Source organism: Sphingomonas sp., from assembly GCF_032114135.1.
Classification (GTDB): domain Bacteria; phylum Pseudomonadota; class Alphaproteobacteria; order Sphingomonadales; family Sphingomonadaceae; genus Sphingomonas.
Genome location: NZ_DAMCTA010000001.1, coordinates 1,559,693 through 1,574,912, shown reverse-complemented (window position 1 = coordinate 1,574,912; position 15,220 = coordinate 1,559,693). Strand labels below are relative to the sequence as shown.

The 15,220-nt window shown below is 66.3% G+C and carries 17 protein-coding genes, 1 pseudogene and 1 riboswitch; of the genes and pseudogenes, 8 read left to right on the top strand and 10 right to left on the bottom strand.

Annotation, left to right across the window (positions count from 1 at the left end; translation table 11 throughout):
• Window positions 1-54 precede the first annotated feature (54 nt).
• Window positions 55-384: a hypothetical protein gene (locus tag RT655_RS07425; protein WP_313535838.1), complete on the top strand. Its 330-nt coding sequence runs from the start codon at window positions 55-57 to the stop codon at window positions 382-384.
• A gap of 63 nt (window positions 385-447) precedes the next feature.
• Here RT655_RS07425 and RT655_RS07420 read toward each other — a convergent pair.
• The 5 genes and pseudogenes from RT655_RS07420 to RT655_RS07400 all read right to left on the bottom strand — a co-directional run bounded on the left by RT655_RS07420 (window position 448) and on the right by RT655_RS07400 (window position 3,550).
• Window positions 448-1,083 (bottom strand): annotated as a pseudogene (locus RT655_RS07420) (TMEM175 family protein).
• A gap of 43 nt (window positions 1,084-1,126) precedes the next feature.
• Window positions 1,127-1,663 (bottom strand): hypothetical protein, encoded by a 537-nt coding sequence (locus RT655_RS07415; protein ID WP_313535837.1) that lies wholly within the window; start codon window positions 1,661-1,663, stop codon window positions 1,127-1,129.
• Between the two features lie 78 nt (window positions 1,664-1,741).
• Window positions 1,742-1,894 carry a hypothetical protein gene (locus RT655_RS07410; RefSeq protein WP_313535836.1) on the bottom strand — a complete coding sequence of 51 codons (153 nt, stop codon included), beginning with the start codon at window positions 1,892-1,894 and terminating at the stop codon, window positions 1,742-1,744.
• A gap of 48 nt (window positions 1,895-1,942) precedes the next feature.
• Window positions 1,943-3,121, bottom strand: coding sequence for a glycosyltransferase (locus RT655_RS07405; RefSeq protein ID WP_313535834.1), 1,179 nt, complete (start codon window positions 3,119-3,121; stop codon window positions 1,943-1,945).
• A 42-nt stretch (window positions 3,122-3,163) separates the two neighbouring features.
• Window positions 3,164-3,550 (bottom strand): glycine zipper 2TM domain-containing protein, encoded by a 387-nt coding sequence (locus RT655_RS07400; RefSeq protein ID WP_313535833.1) that lies wholly within the window; start codon window positions 3,548-3,550, stop codon window positions 3,164-3,166.
• Window positions 3,551-3,608: 58 nt separating this feature from the next.
• Here RT655_RS07400 and RT655_RS07395 point away from each other — a divergent pair, with 58 nt between their 5' ends.
• Entirely contained in the window at window positions 3,609-4,079 is a 471-nt protein-coding gene (locus tag RT655_RS07395) for a cupin domain-containing protein (protein WP_313535832.1), read from the top strand.
• A 439-nt stretch (window positions 4,080-4,518) separates the two neighbouring features.
• Window positions 4,519-4,920 carry a low affinity iron permease family protein gene (locus tag RT655_RS07390; RefSeq protein ID WP_313535831.1) on the top strand — a complete coding sequence of 134 codons (402 nt, stop codon included), beginning with the start codon at window positions 4,519-4,521 and terminating at the stop codon, window positions 4,918-4,920.
• Between the two features lie 5 nt (window positions 4,921-4,925).
• Here the strand turns inward: RT655_RS07390 and RT655_RS07385 are convergent, their stop codons facing one another.
• From RT655_RS07385 to RT655_RS07370, 4 genes are all read right to left on the bottom strand, one after another.
• Window positions 4,926-5,666 carry an ABC transporter substrate-binding protein gene (locus RT655_RS07385; protein ID WP_313535830.1) on the bottom strand — a complete coding sequence of 247 codons (741 nt, stop codon included), beginning with the start codon at window positions 5,664-5,666 and terminating at the stop codon, window positions 4,926-4,928.
• Window positions 5,667-5,764: 98 nt separating this feature from the next.
• A complete protein-coding gene (locus tag RT655_RS07380; protein WP_313535829.1) occupies window positions 5,765-7,615 on the bottom strand; it encodes a TonB-dependent receptor plug domain-containing protein in 1,851 nt (616 codons plus the stop codon).
• A 99-nt stretch (window positions 7,616-7,714) separates the two neighbouring features.
• Window positions 7,715-7,913: riboswitch (cobalamin riboswitch) on the bottom strand.
• A gap of 37 nt (window positions 7,914-7,950) precedes the next feature.
• Window positions 7,951-8,838, bottom strand: coding sequence for a bestrophin family ion channel (locus tag RT655_RS07375; RefSeq protein WP_313535828.1), 888 nt, complete (start codon window positions 8,836-8,838; stop codon window positions 7,951-7,953).
• 37 nt (window positions 8,839-8,875) lie between these two features.
• Window positions 8,876-9,043 carry a hypothetical protein gene (locus RT655_RS07370; protein ID WP_313535827.1) on the bottom strand — a complete coding sequence of 56 codons (168 nt, stop codon included), beginning with the start codon at window positions 9,041-9,043 and terminating at the stop codon, window positions 8,876-8,878.
• Window positions 9,044-9,322: 279 nt separating this feature from the next.
• Between RT655_RS07370 and RT655_RS07365 the strand changes: the two genes are divergently transcribed.
• The gene (locus RT655_RS07365; protein WP_313535826.1) at window positions 9,323-9,940 is read left to right on the top strand and encodes a DUF4142 domain-containing protein; all 618 of its coding nucleotides are present in this window, start codon (window positions 9,323-9,325) and stop codon (window positions 9,938-9,940) included.
• Between the two features lie 18 nt (window positions 9,941-9,958).
• Here the strand turns inward: RT655_RS07365 and RT655_RS07360 are convergent, their stop codons facing one another.
• Window positions 9,959-10,399, bottom strand: a complete 441-nt coding sequence (locus RT655_RS07360; RefSeq protein ID WP_313535825.1) for a polymer-forming cytoskeletal protein — start codon at window positions 10,397-10,399, stop codon at window positions 9,959-9,961.
• A 299-nt stretch (window positions 10,400-10,698) separates the two neighbouring features.
• Here RT655_RS07360 and rpsL point away from each other — a divergent pair, with 299 nt between their 5' ends.
• From rpsL to tuf, 4 genes are all read left to right on the top strand, one after another.
• Window positions 10,699-11,070 (top strand): 30S ribosomal protein S12, encoded by a 372-nt coding sequence (gene rpsL / locus RT655_RS07355; protein ID WP_010545715.1) that lies wholly within the window; start codon window positions 10,699-10,701, stop codon window positions 11,068-11,070.
• 62 nt (window positions 11,071-11,132) lie between these two features.
• Window positions 11,133-11,603, top strand: a complete 471-nt coding sequence (rpsG, locus tag RT655_RS07350; protein ID WP_066719917.1) for a 30S ribosomal protein S7 — start codon at window positions 11,133-11,135, stop codon at window positions 11,601-11,603.
• 66 nt (window positions 11,604-11,669) lie between these two features.
• On the top strand, window positions 11,670-13,766 hold the full coding sequence (fusA, locus tag RT655_RS07345; RefSeq protein WP_313535824.1) for an elongation factor G: 2,097 nt from the start codon (window positions 11,670-11,672) through the stop codon (window positions 13,764-13,766).
• Between the two features lie 80 nt (window positions 13,767-13,846).
• Complete coding sequence (gene tuf / locus RT655_RS07340; RefSeq protein WP_313535823.1) at window positions 13,847-15,040, top strand: elongation factor Tu; 1,194 nt, start codon at window positions 13,847-13,849, stop codon at window positions 15,038-15,040.
• Window positions 15,041-15,220 lie beyond the last annotated feature (180 nt).

Below are 15,220 nucleotides of genomic sequence, written 5' to 3'. Positions count from 1 at the left end.
TTCCACAACGGCTCTCGACCGCAGGGGCGGTCCCGTCGAAGTGAGGAGTATCCGATGAAGAAGTTCATGCTGCTGATCGCAGGCCTGGGTGTCGCCACCGCCGCCGTTCCCGCATCGGCCCAGCCGGGCTGGCAGAACATCAACGCACGCCAGGATCGCATCGAACAGCGCATCAACCAGGGCATCCGCTCGGGGTCGCTGAGCCGCCGCGAGGCGACCCAGATCCGCAACGAATATCGCGGCCTGGTGCGCCTCGAGGCCCGCTATCGCGCCTCGCGTCCCGGCCTGACCATGCAGGAGCGCCGCGATCTCGACCGCCGCTATGACGCGCTGTCGGCCAAGGTCCGCTACGAGAAGCACGACCGCAACAACCATCGTCGCTGATCGCAGCGAAGGATGAACAAGACGGGCCTCGCCATATGGCGGGGCCCGTTTCGTAGGTGCCGTCTACGCCGTTTGCGGCGCAATCCGGCGGAGCAGCAGGCGCCACAGGGGGATCGTCGCCAGCGTCATCTGCGAGGCGTACGGAAACACCAGCGCCATCACGAAGGCGGACATCGTGCCGAGCAGCGTGGCGAGCCCGCGTTGGCGGATCACCCGGCAATGCACCTTGGCGACGCGCTCGCCGACCACCGGCGGCGAGGTCGCCAGCCGCTGCACCCAAATATTGGCCACCGCGATCAGCATCATCCAGAAGGCATAGACCGCCGAGGGTACGCGGTGCCCGTAATATTCGGACGAGAAGGCGGTGAAGAACGGCATCGCCGCCACCGTGCTCAGCATGAAGAGATTGGGCAGGATCAGCCGGGGCGACCAGTGACGCGCGCAATCGAAGGCGCGGTGATGCCCGGCCCAGAATGCGCCGATCACGAAGAACGAAACGAAGAAGCTGAGGAACTTCACTCACAGATGCGCGAGCGCCTGCAGGAATGCCGCATCGGTGAGAGGCGGGTGAAGTTCCGGTACATGAATTTCGATGATCAGCAGCGTAATCGCGATCGCGAAAACAGCGTCCGAAAAGAAGATCAGACGCTCGATCGCATGGCCTGGCCCATGCGTTTCGGGCGCGTGCGCGGTCTGCATGCTATGTTCCCCTGGTTACCCCGGCGGCCGGGATAGCAGGCGATCAGCCCTTCGTCTTGGGCGGCGTGCGGCGGCCGCGCAGCTTTGTCGCGGCGTCGGTCTTCTTGCGGGTGCGGCGCGGGGGCGGGGCCTTTGCGGGCGTTGCGGCAACGGCTTCCCCGGCATCGGCATTTGTCGGTTCGGCAGCGGTCCTGGCGGCGGCGACCTTGCGGGTGCGACGAACCGGCGCTGGCGTATCCGCGGGCGGCTCGTCGGTAGGCGCGGCCGACGTGGCCGCCGACTTGCGGACCCGCTTCACGCCGGGTTTCGCGGGCGTTGCAGTCGGTTCGGTAGCGGCGGGTGCGGGTGTGGCTTGGGGTGCGGGTGTCGGCGGTGCTTCGGGCTTGCCGCCGTCGCCCTTGATCCGCTGCGCGAGTGCGACCAAGCCCGAGGCGAGCAGATCGGCGATGACGGGGTGCTTGGCGAGGCCGGTGAGCTGGCGGCGGGCATCCTTGGGCAACTTGATGCCGTCGATCACCTTGGGCAGGAAAGAGGTCTTCTTGCCGTCTTTCTTTGCCTTCTTCTCTTTCTTGCCGGCCATGCCGCACCTCCCTCTCTGGGTGAAGCGACCAGCTTCCGCCAAGCGATTCGCGCTGTCAACGTTTGGCGGCGGGCGTGCTCAGTGGTGGGTGGGGCCGTCGCCCTCCCATTCGAACACGATATCGAAGTCGGTCTCGACCGGACGAGCTGCGGCGCGGCGGAGATGGCGCGGCGGCAGCGCTGCCGGGGAGGCGCGTCGGCGGGGCGAGCGATAGGGCTTGGGCTTCTGCATCTTGGGCTCCTTGCGCCCCCCGGTTACTACGAACCCCTGCAGATACGCTCAGGTTCCGCGATGCTTGGCGACCAGCCGGGCCAGATGCCGGTGCAATCGTTCGCTGTTGGCTTCCCAAGTGAAAGGGGCGGCGATGCGACGGACATCGTCAGGAGCAGGGGGCGCAGCAAGGAGATCGGCGATGCCCGCGGCAAGCGCGGCAGGCGTGCGATCGATGATGCGGCCTCCACTGGGGCCGGTAACCACCTGTCGCGCGCCGCCCACATCCGGGATCACGATCGGCGTGCCGCTCGCCAACGCCTCAAGCCACGCATTGGCCAGCCCTTCGGAGGCGGAGGCGAGCGCCATCACATCGGCGGCGGCGAGCAGATCGGCGACCTCATCGGGGGGGAGGGGCCCGCACAGCCGGATGCGGTCCTCGCAACCCCGCGCGGCGATGCGGGCGGCGAGTCGCTCGGCCTCTGGCCCCTGGCCGGCGATGGCGAGATGGACGCCGGGCAGGCTGGCGACCGCGTCGATCAGCAGGTCGTGCCCCTTGAGCGGGATCAGCGCGCCGACCGAGGCGACCAGCGGCCCGCCTATTCTCAGCGCCTGCTTGGCGGCGGCACGATCGCGCGGGGCGAAGCGCGCGAGGTCGACACCGGTGACGATGCAGTCGGTCCGCTCCGGCGGCATGCCCAGCGCGATCATGTCGTCGCGCAGCGCCAACGATACGGACAGCAGCCCGTCTGCCGCTTGTCCGGCGCGCACGATCTGTCGAGCGATGGCGGGGCGGCGGGTCCATTGATGAATGTCCGAGCCGCGCGCCTTGATCGAGACGGGGACGTCGAAGGTCTTGCCGAGCGCGACGGCAGCGGGCCCGTCGGGAAAGAAGAACTCGGCGTTGATCACGTCGAAGGGGAAGGTGCGGCGCAGCTCGGCCAGCATCGGGCGGAGTGCGCGGGCGAGCATCGCGGCATGGAAGCGACCGCCGGTGCCGGGAAGGTTGAGGAAGCGCGGGCGGTGAACGGCGAGGCCGTTCCACTCCTCGCGCGCAGGCTGACCGGAAAGCGCGGCATAGCGCGGGTGGCGATCGAGCGGAAAGGGCGGCAGCCCGCGCGGGGCGATCACCCGTATCTCCACCCCATCCCGCGCCGCGAGCGCCCGGGTCTGGCGCTCGACGAAGATGCCGAAATTCGGGCGCGTGGCGTCCGGGAACAGAGTGGAGAGGACGAGAACGCGAAGCATGCCCCGGGATGTCTAGCACCCCGGGGTTAATGCTTCAGCGCATCAGCGGCAGTTGTTGCCGCCCTTTTCGATCGCGCGGCCGGCCAGCGCGCCGGCGACGCCGCCAAGCAGGGTGCCGGTCGTGCGGTCGCCGCTGGTATCGATGGTGCGGCCCAGCAAGGCACCGCCGACCGCGCCGATCACCGTGCCGGTGGTGCCGTCGGGCTTGCGGCAATAGCGACGGCCGTCACGGCCGCGCCACTCGCGATAGGCATAGCGGCGGTTGTCGTCGCGGTACCGGCGATCGTCACGATAGCGACGGTCGTCATGGTCGCGATAATAACGGTCCTGGCCGACTGCCGCCTTGGCCTCGGCCTGGGTGGCGGGCAGCACGACTGCGGCAGGGATGGCGAGCGCGGCGGCGCTGAGCGAAAGCAGAAGGGTACGCATGGGATACTCCCCGAGTTGTTGTTGTCGAAAAGAACGTGCCGGGTTTAATCCCGGTTGCATGAACCCAATACTACGCCGCGTTCAGACAGGAGGCAGGCAGTTGGGCGAGGCGCGGGCGATCATCGAGCGGCTTGAATTGGCGGCACATCCCGAAGGCGGCTGGTACCGCGAGACGTGGCGGGCTCCCGCCGAGGGGAAAGTACGCTCGCCGGGGACGGGTATCCTCTTCCTGCTCGAGGCGGGGCAGCGCTCGCACTGGCACCGGGTGGATGCCGATGAGCTGTGGCTCTGGCACGCCGGATCGCCGCTCGCGCTCCTGATCGAAGCTGCGGATGGGGCCGTGGACCGGATCGTACTTGGCGGTGACGTGCTCGCCGGACAGGTGCCGCAGGCCCGCGTGCCCGCCGGTCGCTGGCAGGCGACGGATGCGCCGCACGGCTGGGGGTTGGTGAGTTGCGTGGTGGTGCCGGGATTCGATTTCGCAGGCTTCGAACTGGCCGCCCCCGGCTGGGCGCCGCCGGGGGGCTGAGCGCAGCTTATCCCCGTTATCCACAGTATCAACAGGCGAAGCCGCTTGGAGCGACTCGCCGCGAATGAGACCCTCGAACCTGCAAAAAGGCTGGCGGTGCAGAGGGAAACCGAAGCGAAACCAGCAGCTTGCAGGCTGGAGTCGGTGACGGTGCCTCAGGGCAGCCGCGCGATCCCGCAGGTGCGCGACGATCGCCCCTCCCGGTGGCGGTTTGCGTGCCGATCCGGCGAGCGTCCCCCTGCCGGGGCGTTCGCCGCAGGCCGTCGACGGGCGAGGCGATGCGCTTCGGCGCACCTCCCGACCGGCCGGCGACATGGGGGGCTGGCGGCAACGTCGGCCCCCCTTTAGCGTCTACACCCACCCGACTGCGGGATGGCCACGATTGGCAAGCCCGCGGTGCACGCCCATAGCGGCGCAGCCACGGATCGGGAGCATCGGCTTGGGACGCATTTTCGAACGGTTCGCGCAGAGCGTCGCGGGATGGGCGGGGCGTCCGCCGGCCTTCGTATTCGCCTTCCTGATCATCGTCGTCTGGGGCTTTAGCGGGCCCGTGTTCCACTGGTCGGACACCTGGCAGCTGGTGATCAACACCGGCACCACCATCGTCACCTTCCTGATGGTGTTCCTGATCCAGAACGCCCAGAACCGCGATGCCGCCGCGCTGCAGGCCAAGCTGGACGAAGTGATCCGCGCGATCGCCGAGGCGCGCAACGAGTTCATCGGCATCGAGCATCTCAGCGAGAAGCAGCTGCTCGACATCCGCGACCGGCTGGAGCGCGAGTTCGGCGAGGCCGATCCGGCGCGGCACGAATCGATCGAGAAGGTGATCTCGCGGCGCTGAGCCGGTCAGCGGACCTGCTTGCGGATCTCGGCGAGGCGGGCGAGCGCGGCGGGAATCACCGGGCCGCCGCAATTGACAAGGCTTCGCGAGAATTGCGCCTGGGTGACCTTGAGCCCGGTCTCGGTAACGGCGCGCGTGCGCAGGATCGCAGCGCGCGAATCGCTGTCATGCCCGGCGCCTTCGGGGGCGAGCATCACGCGCGGTGGGTCGGCGATCACCCGCTCCATCGGCAGATGGCCGGTGTGGGTTAGACCATAGTGCGCCGCCTGGTTGGAGAAGCCGGCGGTGGTCATCAGGTCGTCGAGCAGCGTCTTGCCGCCGGTGACGAGGTTGCCGCCGATCCAGAGCAGGGCGGGGGCCTTGGGCCCGCTCCAGCGGGCGGCGGCGACGGAGGCGTCGATCTTGGCATTGAGCGCGGCGCCCTTGGCCGGTGCGTCCACGGCGGCCGCGAGTTCGGTCACCTGCGCCTTGCTGTCGGCGATCGAGGGCGGGATGCCGAGGTACAGCACCTTCAGTCCGGCGCGGGCAAAGGCTTCGCGGGTGGAGGGTGCGGTGAAGCTGCTGGCCACCACCAGATCGGGCTTGAGGCCGATCACCTCTTCCGCCGTGCCGTTGTTGCCCCGGAAACGGTGCGCGACCTCCAGCGAAATCGAGGTGGAATCGGCGCGCTGCGAATAATGGCTGATCGCGGCGATCCGCGACGGCGGCACCAGCTCCAGCAGCGTCGCGTCGGCGCAGGGATTCATGGAGACGATGCCCCCGCCGCCGACGGAAGGCGGCGCCGCGCAGCCCGCGAGCCCCAGGCAGAAAAGCCCAAGCCAGGCAAGCAGCGCGGCGCCGAACCTCACTGGAAGCGCACCCGCACGCCGCCAAAGGCAGCGCGGCCATAGGTGCCGTAGCCGGTGATCTGCTGGTAGCGCACGTCGCCGATATTATCGACGCGGCCATAGAGCGAAAGCAGCTTCGTCACCGGCATCTCCGCACGGACGCTTGCCAGCGCATAGCCGTCGATCGGGGTCAGGTTGCCGACATCGTTGAAGCTGTCGCCCACCATCGTCACCGTGCCGCCGATCGCCAGCCCGAAGGGGAAGCGATAGTCGGCCGAGACATTGGCGGTGTCGCGCGGGCGGCGCGGCAGGTCGTTGCCCAGATATCCGACGCTGCGGTTTTCCGAGAAGACGTGCGTCACGTTCGCCCGCACCGTCAGCGCCTTGACCGGCTGGAGCAGCGCCTCGAGCTCCACGCCCTCCGCCCGCGTCTTGTTGAGGTTGTAATAGGTCGAGGTATCGAAGTTGTAGTCGATCTGGTTGTCCGAATCGCGGTGGAACCAGGTGGCGCCCAGCGCGACCTTGCCGCCCGCCAGCGTCTGGCGCACCCCGGCCTCATAGCTCCTGGCGGTTTCGGGGCGCAGGCTGCGATCGCCATAGGCGCTGTAGAGCTGGTAGAGCGTCGGTGCCTTGAAGCCCTCGCCGAAGCTGGCGTGCAGCACCGTGCTGGCGGTGGCGCGCACGGCGAGATCGGCGTTCCAGGTCCAGTGGCCGCCGAACGTGTCATGGTCGTCGTGGCGGACACCGCCGGTCAGCGTCACCGGTGCGATCGGCGTGACGATCGCCTGGCCGTAAAAGCTCGTGATGCCCACCGAGTAGCGGCCGGCACTGCCGAAGCCCTCGTCATAGCGGATGCGGCTCTGCTCATGCTCGGCGCCGAACACCAGGCGAAGCTGCTGGGCCAGCGTCGCGTCGCCCTGATAGGTGTAGCGCTCGGCGCGGCCGCGGTAGCGATAGGCGATCGACGAATCTTCGTTGTAACCGTCGCGGTGGATGTCGGACAGGGTGAAGCCCAGCCGGTTGTGCAGCGTGCCGCCGAACGCGTCGTTCTTCAGCCCGGCATAGCCGTAGATCTCCTGGGTCTTGGCATATTCGCCCGTGTCGCCGAAATCGTAGGTCGGCGGGGCATAGCCGTCGAGATCGACCTTGCTGTCGGCATAATAGCCGCGCAGGTCGAGCGCGAGGCCGGGGGCCAGCTGCACCTCGACATTGCCGGTCGCGCCGACTTGGCGATAGCCGTCCGCCTCCCTGCCGTTCGCCGCCGCGGAGATGCCGTTGGTCGTCAGATAGCCCGCGGTCAGCCCGGCGGTGATCCGGTCGTTGCCGCCGGCGATCGCGGCGTTGCCGTCGAAGGTGCCGAACGGGCCGCCCTCGGCATTGCCGCGCACATGCAGGCCATGCGCGCCCTGCAGCGTGGTGACGTTGACCACGCCGCCGATCGCCTGGCTGCCCCAGATCACCGAATTGGGCCCGCGCAGCACCTCGACGCGCTCGACCGACCCGGCGAGCAGGCTGGCGAAGTTATAGGCACCGCCGGTGGCGGAGGGATCGCCGACGCGGATGCCGTCGATCAGCACCAGCGTCTGGTCGCTCTGCGCGCCGCGGATGCTGAGCGCCGTCGCAGTACCCAGCCCGCCGTTGCGGACGACGGTGACACCGGGGGTAGTGGCGAGCAGGTCCGAGAGCGCGACGGTCTGGCGCTGCTCGATCTCGTCGCGGTCGATGGTGGTGATCGAACGCCCGACCGTATCGGCGCGCTGGGCGACGCCGCTCGCCACGACGACGATGCGGTCGTCGTCGGGATCGGCATGGGCGGCCAGCGGCGCGAGCGCGGCGGTGGCGAACAGGGAAAGCTTGAAGAACGTCATACTAGACACCCGGATGGGGGAGCCCCGGGCTCCCACATGGTTTGGTGTCGCTCACACGGGGATTTCAGCCCCGATCACCCGGTGCACCCCGCCCGCGTGAAGGAATCGACCGTAACGGGCAGGTCTCCTGGCTCCCGGGTCGTCGCAGGCGCGCCGCCTTCCCGGAAGCATGCGGCTCCAGTGGCAGATTGGCACGCCGGCTCACCGGCTACAGTTGCGGGGGCAGCGCCGGACTTCGGACCGACTTCCCTTTTCATCCCCCCATCGACGGGAGGACACCCGTTACGCCGCTGCCTTTAGCGGCAAGCGGGGCAGGGCGGCAACCCGCCGCGGAATCACCACAGCACGCCGGCCTTGTCGGGCGTCGCCGGTTCGGGGGCAGGATCGCCGATCGATTGCAGCAGGTCGATCTCGATCGTGCGGCACATTGCGTTCAGCGGCAGGTCGTGCACCGTGTTGGCGAACGGATCGACCAAGTCGTCGCCGATCGCGAGCACCGCGAGGAACATCAGCCCGGCGATGGTCGAGCCCAGCGGCGTCGCCACGCCCAGCGTCTCGACCAGCCCGATCGGCAGCAGCACGCAGAAGATGTGGGTGAAAGCGGTCGGCACGAAGCGGAATTGCATCGGCAGCGGCGTGTTCTTCAGCCGCTCCATGCCGCCCTGGGCATTGGCGATATCGATCAGCACGCTTTCCATCGAATGCTGCTGCATCGCGGTGATCCAGCCCTTCGAGCGCGCGATCTCGATCCGTCGGCCGGTACCGTCGACGATGCCGTTGGCGACGTTGGTGCGGGCAAGCGCGAAGTCGGCCTCGCCGCGCGAGAGAAAGCGTAGCACTTCTTGGTCGGCGGGCTGACGGCGCAACTGGCAGCGCAGCGCGTTCACATAGGCGATCTGGCGCAGCACGATGGTGCGCTTGAGGTCGACCGCCTCGCCTTCGGGGAGGTAGTTGCGGGCCATCCGCGCCAGGTTGCGGCTGGCGTTGATCATCAGCCCCCACAGTCCGCGGCCTTCCCACCAGCGCTGATAGGCCGAATTGGAGCGAAAGCCGAGGAACAGCCCCAGCACCGTCCCGAACAGCGTCAGCGGCAGCGAGGGCGCGCGGAACGGCAGCACGTAATAAACGATGGTGACGATCACGTCCCAGAGGAATAGCAACGCCAGCGGCATCCAGATTTCTCGGAGGACCTGCTTGGCGCGGGGGGCGGTGGTGACGATCATGGCGGGGTTATACGCGCGAAAACGTTTGCGGGTCCGATCAGCCGTCGTTCCGGTCGGGGGCGGGGCTCGACGCGTGCGACATGGCGGCGGCGGTGCCGCTTGCCGGGCGCAGGTGGAACCATTCGGGGCGGTCGATCGCAATCAGGAAGGCCAGCGTGCCCAGCCCGAAAAGCAGCAGCGCGATCGAGCTTCGCAGGCGTTCCATGCGGCGGGTTCGTTCATCCTGGAGCATCGTCAAAGTCCTTTGCAGTGAGACTCCCTACCTAGGTGCCGATTTTAACCGGCAAATGGATGCAAGGTAACGTAAGTTTGCGCGCCGCACCAATCGCGCTGCGCCGCACCAATTTGTAGGCGGACGGCGCAGAGGCGCATGGTCGAACCGCGAAATTTCATAACTTATGATGCTAACTCAAATACATAAGCTGCCGGTTTCGGAACGCGGCCGGGGGCGGGGCGTTCGGTTCCGGAAACCCAGGAGGCCTGTATGATGAAGAAGCACCTGTTGATCCTGAGCGCCGCCCCGATCTTCGCGCTCGCCGCCTGTGGCGGCAACAGCAATGGCGGCACCGACGCCATGAACAGCGGCGACACCGTCACCAACGTCCCCGCAAGCGAGACGACGATGGGCGACAATATGGACGCGATGAACGGCATGGACGGCAACGCCATGGCTGCCGCGCCGATGACCGGGCAGGATTTCGCCAACACCGTTGCGGCGAGCGACGCCTATGAGATCGCCGCGGGCAAGCTCGCGCAGCAAAAGGCGACGACCAGCGACCTGAAGAGCTTCGGCAAGCAGATGGTCGAGGATCACACCAAGTCCACCGCGATGCTGAAGACCGCGGCGGGCAAGGCCAGCCCGACGATCACCCCGGCGCCGGCGATGACCGACGAGCAGCAGGCGAACCTGAAGACGCTGGAATCGGCGACGGGTACGCAGTTCGACACGGCGTACAAGAGCCAGCAGGTCGTCGCGCACCAGAAGGCGCTCGCGGCGGTGCAGGCCTATGCCGGTGGCGGCGACGTGGCGCAGCTGCGCGACTTCGCGAAGGATGCAGAACCGGTGATCTCGAAGCATTACGACATGATCAAGGGCATGTGAGCAGCGGGGGAGGGGGCCTCAGGCCGCTTCCTCGCTCGCCTTGATCAGCACCGGCGGCGCGACCGTGGCGGCCGCGCCGCCGATATGCTTGAGCCGGCCATCGATATGGCCGCCCTGTTCGACCATGATCGTCTCATATTCGACGTCCCCGGTGATCCGCGCCGTGCGCTCGATGGTAAGCTGGCGGGCGCGCACCGTTCCTTCCACTGATCCGGCGAGCCGCGCATCTTCGGCCTCGACTCGGCCGAAGATCTGGCTCTCGGCGCCCTGGACGAGGCTGCCGCAACGGACATCGCCCTCGATCCGCCCGTCGATATGCAGGTCCGACGTGGCGGCGAGGTTGCCCGTGATCACGATGTCGGCGCCCAGCACCGAAAACTGCCCGCGGCGTGCATTGCTCCGTGCCGCGCTCCCCGACGCGGTCGTGCGATCTTCTCGATTGCGATTGCCGTTGAACATGCGCGACATCCCCATGTTGGCCAATTCGGCACGGGCGCTAGCACAGCTGCCGGCACGGAGCAGCCCCGGGAAAGGGTTAACACCTACGCTGCGGCGGCCCGAGGGGCGGCGCTGTTGACCGGATCGCCCCGCATCGGTATAGGCCGCCCGGTTCCGGGTAGGGCGATTCCTGCCTTGGGTACAAAGAGCTGAACGTTGCTGGAGACGCAAACGCCCGGGGGGCTGAGGCCTTCGGGGCTTTTTCGTATTCTGTCCAACAGGGCTCCAGCAAAGTAACCATCTGAAAGGTGAAGGGCTTCATGCCGACGATTAACCAGCTGGTCCGCAAGGGCCGCGAACCGCAGAAGGCCAAGTCCAAGGTCCCTGCGATGGAACAGAACCCGCAGAAGCGCGGTGTCTGCACCCGCGTGTACACGACGACCCCGAAGAAGCCGAACTCGGCGCTTCGCAAGGTGGCCAAGGTCCGTCTGACCAACAGCCGCGAAGTCATCAGCTACATCCCGGGCGAAGGCCACAACCTGCAGGAGCACTCGGTCGTGCTCATCCGCGGTGGCCGTGTGCGCGATCTTCCCGGCGTCCGCTACCACGTCCTTCGCGGCGTGCTCGATACGCAGGGCGTCAAGGATCGTAAGCAGAGCCGTTCGAAGTACGGCGCGAAGCGTCCGAAGTAATCAGGCCATAGTAAGCCCCGGACGTGTTCCGGATCGGCTGAAGTTCAGAAGGAATATGTGAGATGGCACGTCGTCGTCGTCCCGAAAAGCGGGAAATCCTGCCCGATCCCGTCTATGGTGATCAGGTTCTGTCGAAGTTTATGAATTCGGTCATGCTGGACGGCAAGAAGGCCGTTGCAGAAGCGATCGTCTACGGTGCCCTGGAGACCGTCGAGCAGCGCGCCAAGCGCGAGCCGATCGGCGTGTTCCATGACGCGCTGAACAACGTGAAGCCCGGCATCGAAGTCCGCAGCCGCCGCGTCGGCGGTGCGACCTACCAGGTTCCGGTCGAAGTTCGTCCGGAGCGTGCGCAGGCGCTCGCGATCCGCTGGCTGATCACCTCGGCCCGCAACCGCAGCGAGCACACCATGGCCGCCCGTCTTTCGGGTGAGCTGATGGATGCGGCGAACAACCGCGGCAACGCGGTGAAGAAGCGCGAAGACACGCACCGCATGGCGGAAGCGAACCGCGCCTTCAGCCACTACCGCTGGTAACTTTCGACCCTACATATTGGGGAGCCGGACGGTCCGGCTCCCCAAATTTTCAAGGAAACCACGATCATGGCCCGCAGCCATCCGCTCGAGCGTTACCGCAACATCGGCATCATGGCCCATATCGACGCCGGTAAGACGACCACGACCGAGCGCATCCTTTATTACACCGGCAAGTCCTACAAGATCGGCGAAGTGCACGAAGGCACCGCGACGATGGACTGGATGGAGCAGGAGCAGGAGCGCGGGATCACGATCACGTCTGCTGCTACCACGTGCTTCTGGCGCGCTGCCGACGGCAAGGGCGAAGAGCACCGCATCAACATCATCGACACCCCCGGCCACGTCGACTTCACCATCGAAGTCGAGCGTTCGCTGCGCGTGCTCGACGGTGCGGTTGCGTGCTTCGACGGCGTTGCCGGCGTTGAGCCGCAGTCGGAAACCGTGTGGCGTCAGGCCGACAAGTACGGCGTGCCGCGCATGTGCTTCGTCAACAAGCTCGACCGCACCGGCGCCGATTTCTATTTCTGCGTGAACTCGATCATCGACCGCCTCGGCGCGCGTCCGGCAGTGCTGTATCTCCCGATCGGCATCGAGGGCGGCTTCAAGGGTCTCGTCGACCTGGTCGAGAACCGCGCGATCATCTGGCTCGAAGAGAGCCTGGGTGCGAAGTTCGAATATCAGGACATCCCGGCCGACATGGCCGAGAAGGCCGCGAAGTATCGCAGCGACCTGATCGAGATGGCCGTCGAGCTCGATGACGAGCTGATGGAAGCCTATCTCGAAGGCAACGAGCCGAGCGTCGCCGACCTCAAGCGCCTGATCCGCAAGGGTACGCTCGAGATGGCGTTCGTTCCGGTCGTGTGCGGTTCGGCGTTCAAGAACAAGGGTGTGCAGCCCCTGCTCGACTCGGTGATCGACTATCTGCCGAGCCCGCTCGACGTTCCGGCGATCAAGGGCGTGAAGCTCGACGGCGAGACGCCGGACGAGCGTCCGTCCTCGGACACCGAGCCGTTCGCGGCGCTGGCGTTCAAGATCATGAACGACCCGTTCGTCGGTACCCTGACCTTCGCGCGCATCTATTCGGGCAAGCTCGAAGCGGCCACCACCGTGATGAACTCGGTGAAGGACAAGAAGGAAAAGGTCGGCCGCATGCTGCTGATGCATGCGAACAGCCGTGAGGACATCCAGGAAGCCTATGCGGGCGACATCGTCGCGCTCGCCGGCCTCAAGGATACCACGACCGGTGACACGCTCTGCGCGCAGAACGCCCCGATCATCCTCGAGCGGATGGAATTCCCCGAGCCCGTGATCGAGCTGTCGGTGGAGCCGAAGACCAAGGCGGACCAGGAAAAGATGGGCGTCGCGCTCAATCGTCTTGCCCGCGAGGACCCGTCGTTCCGCGTCTCGTCCGACTCGGAGAGCGGCCAGACCATCATCAAGGGCATGGGCGAGCTCCATCTCGAGATCCTGGTCGACCGCATGAAGCGCGAGTTCAAGGTCGAGGCCAATGTCGGCGCGCCGCAGGTGGCGTATCGCGAATATCTCGCGAAGCCGGTCGACATCGACTACACGCACAAGAAGCAGTCGGGCGGCACCGGCCAGTTCGGTCGCGTCAAGGTCAAGCTGACGCCGGGCGAGCGCGGTTCGGGCTTCGTCTTCAAGGACGAGATCAAGGGCGGTAACATTCCGAAGGAATATATCCCCGCGATCGAAAAGGGCTTCCGCGAGACGGCAACCACCGGTTCGCTGGTCGGCTTCCCGATCATCGACTTCGAAGTGCTGCTGTATGACGGTGCGTACCACGACGTCGACTCGTCGGCGCTGGCCTTCGAAATCACCGCCCGTGCAGCGATGCGCGAAGCGGCGCAGAAGTCCGGCATCAAGCTGCTCGAGCCGATCATGAAGGTCGAAGTCGTCACCCCGGAAGACTATCTGGGCGATGTCATCGGCGACATGAACAGCCGTCGTGGCCAGATCCAGGGCACGGACACCCGCGGTAACGCGCAGGCCGTCACTGCCATGGTGCCGCTGGCGAACATGTTCGGCTATGTGAACGCGCTCCGCTCGTTCACCCAGGGCCGCGCGCAGTACACGATGCAGTTCTCGCACTACGACGAAGTGCCCGCCAACGTCGCCGACGAAGTGAAGGCAAAGCTGGCGTAATCGGAAAACAGCCGCTATGGGGCCGCGTTCTCGCGAGTCCCCATGCGGCACGGGAAATTGAATCAGAAGGTAGGAAGACAATGGCGAAGGCAAAGTTCGATCGGAGCAAACCGCACCTCAACATCGGCACCATCGGTCACGTCGACCATGGCAAGACGTCGCTGACGGCTGCGATCACCAAGATCCTCGCGGAGAACGTTGCGGGTAACGCTGCGGTCGATTTCGCGAACATCGACAAGGCGCCGGAAGAGCGCGAGCGCGGCATCACCATCTCGACCGCGCACGTCGAGTATGAGACCGACAGCCGCCACTACGCGCACGTCGATTGCCCGGGTCACGCCGACTACGTGAAGAACATGATCACCGGCGCAGCGCAGATGGACGGCGCGATCCTGGTGGTGGCAGCGACCGACGGTCCGATGCCGCAGACCAAGGAGCACATCCTGCTCGCCCGTCAGGTCGGCGTGCCGACCATGGTCGTGTTCCTCAACAAGGTCGACCTGGTCGACGACGAGGAAATCCTCGAGCTCGTCGAGATGGAAATCCGCGAAGAGCTGTCGCGTCGCGAGTTCGACGGCGACAACATTCCGATCATCCGTGGTTCGGCGACCGCCGCCCTCTCGGGTTCGGACGACAAGCTCGGCAAGGAAGCGATCCTGGCCCTCATGGCAGCGGTCGACGAGTCGATCCCGCAGCCGGAGCGTCCGCTCGACAAGCCGTTCATGATGCCGATCGAAGACGTGTTCTCGATCTCGGGTCGCGGCACCGTGGTGACCGGCCGTGTCGAAACCGGCATCATCAAGGTTGGTGAGGAAGTCGAGATCGTCGGCATTCACGACACCCGCAAGACCACCGTCACGGGCGTCGAAATGTTCCGCAAGCTGCTCGACCAGGGCCAGGCCGGCGACAACGTCGGTGCGCTGCTGCGCGGCGTTGCGCGCGACGAAGTGGAGCGTGGTCAGGTTCTGGCGAAGCCGGGCTCGATCAAGCCGCACACCGAGTTCAAGTCGGAAGTGTACGTCCTGTCGAAGGACGAGGGTGGCCGTCACACGCCGTTCTTCGCGAACTATCGTCCGCAGTTCTACTTCCGTACCACGGACGTGACCGGCACCGTCGAGCTGCCCGAGGGCACCGAGATGGTGATGCCGGGCGACAACATCGCCCTGGGCATCAAGCTGATCGCACCGATCGCTATGGACGTCGGCCAGCGCTTCACCATCCGTGAGGGCGGTCGTACCGTCGGCGCGGGCGTGGTTGCCTCGATCGACAAGTAAGCATTTGCGGGCCTCGGCCCGCAGGTGACTGCAAAAAGGTTCCGCCCGGCACTCAGAAAATGAGTGTCGGGCGGTTGCCTTTTTATAGAAGGGCCGTTAAAGGCGCGCCCTTCGAGTTTTGAGTTCAACAGCAAGAGGCGGCCATCCAGCCGCCGTTCCGGTTCAACCGGCGCCGCCCGA

What these genes read in the sequence shown, in the direction of transcription:
- RT655_RS07425 (WP_313535838.1), top strand. Translation starts at nt 55, where the DNA reads ATGAAGAAGTTCATGCTGCTGATCGCAGGCCTGGGTGTCGCCACCGCC.
- RT655_RS07415 (WP_313535837.1), bottom strand. Translation starts at nt 1,663, where the DNA reads ATGGCCGGCAAGAAAGAGAAGAAGGCAAAGAAAGACGGCAAGAAGACC.
- RT655_RS07410 (WP_313535836.1), bottom strand. Translation starts at nt 1,894, where the DNA reads ATGCAGAAGCCCAAGCCCTATCGCTCGCCCCGCCGACGCGCCTCCCCG.
- RT655_RS07405 (WP_313535834.1), bottom strand. Translation starts at nt 3,121, where the DNA reads ATGCTTCGCGTTCTCGTCCTCTCCACTCTGTTCCCGGACGCCACGCGC.
- RT655_RS07400 (WP_313535833.1), bottom strand. Translation starts at nt 3,550, where the DNA reads ATGCGTACCCTTCTGCTTTCGCTCAGCGCCGCCGCGCTCGCCATCCCT.
- RT655_RS07395 (WP_313535832.1), top strand. Translation starts at nt 3,609, where the DNA reads ATGAACCCAATACTACGCCGCGTTCAGACAGGAGGCAGGCAGTTGGGC.
- RT655_RS07385 (WP_313535830.1), bottom strand. Translation starts at nt 5,666, where the DNA reads ATGAATCCCTGCGCCGACGCGACGCTGCTGGAGCTGGTGCCGCCGTCG.
- RT655_RS07380 (WP_313535829.1), bottom strand. Translation starts at nt 7,615, where the DNA reads ATGACGTTCTTCAAGCTTTCCCTGTTCGCCACCGCCGCGCTCGCGCCG.
- RT655_RS07375 (WP_313535828.1), bottom strand. Translation starts at nt 8,838, where the DNA reads ATGATCGTCACCACCGCCCCCCGCGCCAAGCAGGTCCTCCGAGAAATC.
- RT655_RS07370 (WP_313535827.1), bottom strand. Translation starts at nt 9,043, where the DNA reads ATGGAACGCCTGCGAAGCTCGATCGCGCTGCTGCTTTTCGGGCTGGGC.
- RT655_RS07365 (WP_313535826.1), top strand. Translation starts at nt 9,323, where the DNA reads ATGATGAAGAAGCACCTGTTGATCCTGAGCGCCGCCCCGATCTTCGCG.
- RT655_RS07360 (WP_313535825.1), bottom strand. Translation starts at nt 10,399, where the DNA reads ATGTTCAACGGCAATCGCAATCGAGAAGATCGCACGACCGCGTCGGGG.
- rpsL (WP_010545715.1), top strand. Translation starts at nt 10,699, where the DNA reads ATGCCGACGATTAACCAGCTGGTCCGCAAGGGCCGCGAACCGCAGAAG.
- rpsG (WP_066719917.1), top strand. Translation starts at nt 11,133, where the DNA reads ATGGCACGTCGTCGTCGTCCCGAAAAGCGGGAAATCCTGCCCGATCCC.
- fusA (WP_313535824.1), top strand. Translation starts at nt 11,670, where the DNA reads ATGGCCCGCAGCCATCCGCTCGAGCGTTACCGCAACATCGGCATCATG.
- tuf (WP_313535823.1), top strand. Translation starts at nt 13,847, where the DNA reads ATGGCGAAGGCAAAGTTCGATCGGAGCAAACCGCACCTCAACATCGGC.